The 7,622-nt window shown below is 67.7% G+C and carries 4 protein-coding genes and 1 rRNA gene; 4 read left to right on the forward strand and 1 reads right to left on the reverse strand.

Annotated elements, in window-relative coordinates; genetic code table 11:
• Positions 1–138: 138 nt before the first annotated feature.
• Positions 139–1,521, forward strand: coding sequence for an NAD(P)/FAD-dependent oxidoreductase (locus WH07_RS19690; RefSeq protein ID WP_046501563.1), 1,383 nt, complete (start codon positions 139–141; stop codon positions 1,519–1,521).
• Between the two features lie 292 nt (positions 1,522–1,813).
• Complete coding sequence (locus WH07_RS19695) at positions 1,814–3,436, forward strand: ATP-binding SpoIIE family protein phosphatase (RefSeq protein ID WP_046501565.1); 1,623 nt, start codon at positions 1,814–1,816, stop codon at positions 3,434–3,436.
• A 21-nt stretch (positions 3,437–3,457) separates the two neighbouring features.
• Here the strand turns inward: WH07_RS19695 and WH07_RS19700 are convergent, their stop codons facing one another.
• Entirely contained in the window at positions 3,458–4,777 is a 1,320-nt protein-coding gene (locus WH07_RS19700) for an MFS transporter (RefSeq protein ID WP_198533842.1), read from the reverse strand.
• Positions 4,778–4,928: 151 nt separating this feature from the next.
• On the opposite strand from WH07_RS19700, the gene WH07_RS19705 reads away from it, so the two are divergent.
• Positions 4,929–5,495 carry a MarR family winged helix-turn-helix transcriptional regulator gene (locus WH07_RS19705; RefSeq protein ID WP_046501569.1) on the forward strand — a complete coding sequence of 189 codons (567 nt, stop codon included), beginning with the start codon at positions 4,929–4,931 and terminating at the stop codon, positions 5,493–5,495.
• A gap of 592 nt (positions 5,496–6,087) precedes the next feature.
• Positions 6,088–7,612 (forward strand): 16S ribosomal RNA (locus tag WH07_RS19710).
• Positions 7,613–7,622 lie beyond the last annotated feature (10 nt).

Raw genomic sequence — 7,622 nt, forward strand, 5'->3', positions numbered from 1 at the left:
CCGCCACCCCCCGCGCCCCCGCTGACCTGCGTCCCTCCGTCAATACCTGCGCTTTTGCCCGGCCGGGCCCGGCGAAGGCCTCCGGTCACACAATCTGTCGCGGCTGTGGACAAACACGAGGGCCCGGTGCGTCATGGGATGGTGAAGGCAGAGATCTCCCGGGGGACGACCCCCGCACCCACGCCCGGTGCGCGCATCCTGATCGTCGGCGGTGGCTACGTCGGGATGTACACCGCGCTGCGCCTCCAGCGGAAGCTGAGAAGCGGCGAGGCCGAGGTCATCGTGGTATCGCCCGACCCTTATATGACGTATCAGCCGTTCCTGCCAGAAGCGGCCGCCGGGAACATCTCGCCCCGCCATGTCGTCGTTCCCCTCCGCCGCGTGCTGGAGAAGTGCACGATCATCATCGGCGAAGCCACCGCCATCGACCACTCCAGACGCACGGCCACCCTCAAGACCCTCGCGTCCGAGGAAGAGGAGGGCGACGGCACCGTCGAGATCAGCTACGACGAACTCGTCCTCGCCCCCGGCTCCGTCTCCCGTACCCTCCCGGTCCCCGGTCTCGCCGAGCACGGCATCGGCTTCAAGACCGTCGAGGAGGCCATCGGCCTGCGCAACCATGTCATCGAGCAGATGGACATCGCCTCCTCCACCCGCGACCCCGCGATCCGCAGCGCCGCCCTCACCTTCGTCTTCGTCGGCGGCGGCTACGCGGGCGTCGAGGCGCTCGCCGAACTGGAGGACATGGCCCGCTACGCCTCGCGGTACTACCACAACATCAAGGCCGACGACCTGAAGTGGATCCTCGTCGAGGCCACCGACCGCATCCTGCCCGAGGTCGGCGACGAGATGGGCCGCTACGCCGTCCGCGAACTGCGCGCCCGCAATATCGACGTACGGCTCGAAACGCGACTCGACTCCTGCGAGGAGCGCGTCGCCGTCCTCAGCGACGGCGCCCGGTTCCGTACCCGTACGGTCGTCTGGACCGCCGGCGTCAAGCCGCACCCGGTCCTCGCCGCCAGCGATCTGCCGCTCAACGGACGCGGCCGGCTGAAGTGCGCCGCCACGCTGGCCGTCGAGGGCACCGAGCACGCCTGGGGCGCCGGCGACGCCGCGGCCGTACCCGATCTGACAGCGGATGAAACGGGCGCCCTATGTGCCCCGAACGCCCAGCACGCAGTCCGCCAAGCCGGAGTTCTCGCGGCGAACATCGTCGCTTCCCTGCGCGACGAGCCCCTCCAGGACTACCGTCACGCGTACGCGGGTTCGGTCGCGTCCCTCGGCCTCCACAAAGGCGTGGCGCATGTGTACGGCCGTAAGCTCAAAGGCTATCCCGCATGGCTGATGCACCGCGTGTACCACCTCAGCCGCGTCCCCACCTTCAACAGGAAGGCCCGCGTTCTCGCGGAATGGACCCTATCCGGGCTCTTCAAGCGCGAGATCGTCTCGCTCGGCTCGCTGGAACACCCGCGCGCGGAGTTCGAACTCGCTGCGGGCGGCGAACGGCCCAAGGACACGTGATGGCAGCCATATCACCGTCCCCACGGCGGTACGGAACTCCCGCGCACCGCTGACACGGCCGGCCACCGCCGACCGCGGCCGGCCGGGGGAGGCGTCAACGACCCGGGTACGCCCCGGACACGGCAGGCGCCCCCGTCAGTGTGCTCGACCAGACCGGACGTGTGACCATAGGTGGGTTCACATCTGCACAGAGTGATCCGGCCCGCTCGGCGCAACCGGCCCCGACGACCAGCCCGGCCCGACCAGCCCGGCCAAGACGACCGCACGACGACACCATGAGGCCTGAGAATCCGTGAACTTCACGCGTTGGAGCGCCCGGCTCCCCGGTACACAGCGCCGCGCCGCCGCGCGGACGGACCGCGGTTCCGTGCCCGCGGCCCGTGCTGAGTACGAACAGCCGCCCGACCCGGTGACGGACCTTCCCGCCCTCGACGACCTCTCCGCGGGCGAGATCCTCGGCGGACTCCCCGCCCTGGTCGCCCTGCTGTACGGCCCCGAGCACCGGCTGGCCTATGTGAACGACGCGTACACCACCGCCTTCGGCGCCCGCCCGCCCGGCGCCACCGCCGCCGAGAGCTGCCCCGAACTCGCCGAGCTGGGACTGCTCCCGCTGCTGGACCAGGTGCTGCGCAGCGGCAAGCCCCGTACGGTCAAGTCCCGCAAGGTCCAGGTCGCCGGGGAGGGTTCGTACACCGTCACCTGCACCCCCGTCGACTGCCGCGGCACCGGCGGCGTCCTCGTCTTCGCCGCCGATGTCACCGACCACGCCGAGGCGGCCGACCGGCTGCGCACCAGCGAGCGCCGGCACCGCAAGACCGCCGTCACCCTCCAGCGCTCGCTCCTCCCGCAGAAGCTGGAGCAGCCGGACGACCTCCGCGTCGCCGCCACCTACCAGCCCGGCGGCGCGGACGCGGCGGTCGGCGGCGACTGGTACGACGTGATCACCCTCGGCGCCGGGCGCACGGCCCTGGTCATCGGCGATGTGATGGGCCGCGGGGTCCGCGCGGCAGCCGTCATGGGCCAGCTCCGTACCGCGGTCCGCGCCTATGCCCGGCTCGATCTGCCGCCGCACGAAGTGCTCCAGCTGCTCGACGGACTCGCCGCCGAGATCGACGCCAGCCAGATCGCCACCTGCGTCTACGCCGTCCACGACCCCAACGAGGGCCGGCTCGTCTACGCGTCCGCCGGCCATCTCCCGATCCTGGTGCGCGCCGAGGACGGTACGGTACGGCGCGCCGAGGACCCGAAAGGACCGCCCCTCGGCACCGGCGGCTGGCTCCACAGCTCGGGCACCGTCCCGCTCCCGCCCGGCTCCACCGCCGTTCTCTACACCGACGGCCTGGTCGAGCGCAGGGGCGAGGACATCGACGAAGGCGTCGCCGCCCTGGAGCGCGCCCTCGCCGGGGCGCAGGGCTCGCCGCAGGTCGTCTGCGACCGGCTGATCCGCGCCCTCGGGGTCACCGCCGAGCACGACGACGACGTCGCGGTGCTCGTCCTCCAGCACCCCTCCCGTACGGGCCCGGACGCCGAGCTGTTCCACAACGCGGCGCTCGATCTGCTGGGCGGCGTCGAAGCCGCCCCGCGCGCCCGCGCGTTCGCCACCGGGGTCCTCGCCTCCTGGCGCTTCCCGGTCGAACTGCGCGATCTGGGCGTGCTCGCCACCAGCGAACTCGTCGCGAACTCCCTCCAGCACGGCACCCCGCCCATGCGCCTCAGGCTCCGCCGCACCGACCGTCGGCTGATCATCGAGGTGACGGACGGCGACGAGCATCTGCCGCGCCGCCGCAGGGCGGAACCGGCGGACGAGGCGGGCCGCGGTATCTCGATCATCGCGACCATCGCCTCGTCATGGGGCTCACGCCGAACCCCGGGCGGCGGCAAGGCGGTCTGGTGTGAATTCGCCCTGCCGCACTGAGCCCCGGGGACTGATCCGGCGTCAGCAGGCCGGAGCCGGCTCGGCAGCCGTCTCCGGGGTGTGCCGTGCGACCAGACGCGAGGCCGACGCGAGCGACGGCTGATCCTGTACGGGCGTGAGCCGCCGGCCAAGACGCAGCGCCAGCACGGTGATGCCCAGCGAGAACAGTACGAACGTCACGATGTACGGGCCAGGCAGCGCGGCCCCCATCGGCCCGCCGACAGCCGGGCCGAGCGCCAGCGCGAGCTGCTTGACCAGCGCGAACGCCGAGTTGTACTGCCCGACCGCGGACACCGGCGCCAGATCGGCCACCAGCGGCGCGACGGTCGGCGACAGCATCGCCTCGCCGAGCCCGAACAGCGCGTACGTGGAGATGAACGCGGCCGTCGCCATCGTGGCGCTGCCGTGCCCGAGCCCCGCGTACCCCGCCATGAGCCACGCGAGCGTCCAGATCAGCCCGACCGCCGCGATCACCCGGCTGCGCCTGCGCCGCTCGACCAGCCGCAGGACGACGAACTGCGCGACCACGATCACCGCGGTGTTGGCGGCCAGCGCGACCCCGAGCGCGGCCGGGTCGATCTCGGCGGCCTCGGTGCCATAGGCGGCGAGACCCGATTCGAACTGCCCGTAACAGGCGAAGAACAGCACGAACCCGAGCACACAGAGCTGCACCATGGCCCGGTGCCGCAGCATGGCCCGCAGCCCGCCGGCGTTCTTGCCGGCGCTGTTCTTGGCGCTGTCCTTCGCGGAGGTGCCGGTCGAGACGGCGCCCGCGAGAGAGGCGGGCCGGGGCAGCCGGACGGTGGCGGCCGTCCCCGCCAGTACGAGGAACATCAGCGCCTCGACGGAGAACAGCAGCGTGAACGAGCCCGCCCGGTCCTCGTCGACGATCTGCCCGCCGATCAGCCCGCCGATCCCGAGCCCCAGGTTCGCGAGAAAGAACTGCGTGGCGAACGCCCGTGTCCGCGTCGACGGCGTCGAGCACCAGACGATCATCGTGGCCAGCGCCGGCTGCATCACGGCCGTACCCGCGCCCAGCAGCACAGCGGCCACTACAGCCGTCGGGACATTCCCCGCCAGCCCCATGACCAGCGCCCCGGAGGACGCCAGCACCGCACCGGTGATCAGTACGGGCAGCGGCCCGCGCCGGTCGATGACCCGCCCGGTGAACGGCAGCACGACCAGCGCGGCCATGGCGAAGACGGCCAGCACGGCACCCGCCGTACTCGCGCCCAGGCCTCGCACCTGGGCGACATACACATAGAGATACGGAACCGTGAACCCGAGCCCGAACGCGCTCAGCGCGTTCCCCGCCTGGATCCGGCGCATCGCAGCGCCCATCGCCCTGGTCACACTCACCTGCCTCAACAGTCGAAGAAAGATCGAGATGGATCGAAGCTGAAGCCTGAAGACTTCGAAGCTAAAGTTAGGAGTTCAACAATACACATCGAAGGACTTCAATGCCAATGAGTGACCGTGGCATACTGCCCCGATGCCCGACACCCCCGAGAAGCCCGGCCCACCGGACCCCCAGGAACCGAGCCTCGACGAGCAGATCGCGGCCTATCAGCGCGAGTTCCGCGATCTGGACCCCCAGGTCGAACAGGTCGTCTCGGCGCTGGGCCGGCTCAACCGCCGTATGAACGTCTCGTACGGCCGCCACCTCGCCGAGCTCGGCATCAGCAACGCCGAGTGGGAGGTCCTCAAGACCCTGGTGGTCTCCGGAGCCCCCTACCGCCTGGGCCCCGGAGAACTGGCGAAGCGCCTCGGACTCACCCCGGCCGCGATGACCCATCGCATCGACCGCATGGCGTCCGACGGTCTGGTGACCCGCGACCGCGACGAGAACAACCGGGTCCGGGTCATCGTCGAGCTGACGGACGAGGGCCGTACGAAATGGCTGGAGGCGATGCGGATGGCCTCCAGCTTCGAGGAGGACCTGCTCCAGGACCTCTCCGGTGACGAACGCCGAGGCCTCGGCGAAATGCTGATCCGCCTCCTGCGCCGGGTGGAACATGCCCAGCCGGACGCCGGCGGGCGGCTGAACGACCTGGGCTGAGCTGGGTCGACCCGGGTTTGACCTGGGCCGACCTCGGTCGGAGCGAGTGAGCGGGATCTCGTTTGACACGCCCGGGGGTGATCCGTAAGGTTCTTCGAGTTGTCACGGGACCGGAACGGATCCGCGGCAGCCACTCAGCCGCAGCAGCGGCACCCAAACTCAGCACGAACTCCCAGGCCGGGATGAATTTCGGCATGCCGCATTTCATTTCGAAGGCCCGATTATGAGCCTCCGGGGAAATCCGCTAGAGTTTGAAACGTCGGAACGGCCGAAGGGCCGGGAAGACAAACCCCGCTGACTGGGAATCAGGCCCGAAAGGATCTGATAGAGTCGGAGACGCAAGGCCGAAGGGAAAAGCCCGGAGGAAAGCCCGGAAGGGTGAGTACAAAGGAAGCGTCCGTTCCTTGAGAACTCAACAGCGTGCCAAAAGTCAACGCCAGATATGTTGATACCCCGACCGGCGGGAACGGTTTCGTTCCGGCTGGTTGAGGTTCCTTTGAAGAAAAATACACAGCGAGGACGCTGTGGACCACTGGTCTTATTCCGGCTGGTGGTTCCGCTCTCGTGTGTGGTGCCGGATATCCGGTGCGCATTCACGGAGAGTTTGATCCTGGCTCAGGACGAACGCTGGCGGCGTGCTTAACACATGCAAGTCGAACGATGAAGCCTTTCGGGGTGGATTAGTGGCGAACGGGTGAGTAACACGTGGGCAATCTGCCCTTCACTCTGGGACAAGCCCTGGAAACGGGGTCTAATACCGGATAATACTCTTCTCTGCATGGGGGAGGGTTGAAAGCTCCGGCGGTGGAGGATGAGCCCGCGGCCTATCAGCTTGTTGGTGGGGTGATGGCCTACCAAGGCGACGACGGGTAGCCGGCCTGAGAGGGCGACCGGCCACACTGGGACTGAGACACGGCCCAGACTCCTACGGGAGGCAGCAGTGGGGAATATTGCACAATGGGCGGAAGCCTGATGCAGCGACGCCGCGTGAGGGATGACGGCCTTCGGGTTGTAAACCTCTTTCAGCAGGGAAGAAGCGTGAGTGACGGTACCTGCAGAAGAAGCGCCGGCTAACTACGTGCCAGCAGCCGCGGTAATACGTAGGGCGCAAGCGTTGTCCGGAATTATTGGGCGTAAAGAGCTCGTAGGCGGCTTGTCGCGTCGGATGTGAAAGCCCGGGGCTCAACCCCGGGTCTGCATTCGATACGGGCAGGCTGGAGTGTGGTAGGGGAGATCGGAATTCCTGGTGTAGCGGTGAAATGCGCAGATATCAGGAGGAACACCGGTGGCGAAGGCGGATCTCTGGGCCATTACTGACGCTGAGGAGCGAAAGCGTGGGGAGCGAACAGGATTAGATACCCTGGTAGTCCACGCCGTAAACGTTGGGAACTAGGTGTTGGCGACATTCCACGTCGTCGGTGCCGCAGCTAACGCATTAAGTTCCCCGCCTGGGGAGTACGGCCGCAAGGCTAAAACTCAAAGGAATTGACGGGGGCCCGCACAAGCAGCGGAGCATGTGGCTTAATTCGACGCAACGCGAAGAACCTTACCAAGGCTTGACATACACCGGTAACTGGCAGAGATGTCAGCCCCCTTGTGGTCGGTGTACAGGTGGTGCATGGCTGTCGTCAGCTCGTGTCGTGAGATGTTGGGTTAAGTCCCGCAACGAGCGCAACCCTTGTTCTGTGTTGCCAGCATGCCTTTCGGGGTGATGGGGACTCACAGGAGACTGCCGGGGTCAACTCGGAGGAAGGTGGGGACGACGTCAAGTCATCATGCCCCTTATGTCTTGGGCTGCACACGTGCTACAATGGCCGGTACAATGAGCTGCGATGCCGTGAGGCGGAGCGAATCTCAAAAAGCCGGTCTCAGTTCGGATTGGGGTCTGCAACTCGACCCCATGAAGTCGGAGTTGCTAGTAATCGCAGATCAGCAGTGCTGCGGTGAATACGTTCCCGGGCCTTGTACACACCGCCCGTCACGTCACGAAAGTCGGTAACACCCGAAGCCGGTGGCCCAACCCCTCGGGGAGGGAGCTGTCGAAGGTGGGACTGGCGATTGGGACGAAGTCGTAACAAGGTAGCCGTACCGGAAGGTGCGGCTGGATCACCTCCTTTCTAAGGAGCA

Origin of the sequence: Streptomyces odonnellii, from assembly GCF_000981895.1 — a bacterium.
Taxonomy (GTDB): domain Bacteria; phylum Actinomycetota; class Actinomycetes; order Streptomycetales; family Streptomycetaceae; genus Streptomyces; species Streptomyces odonnellii.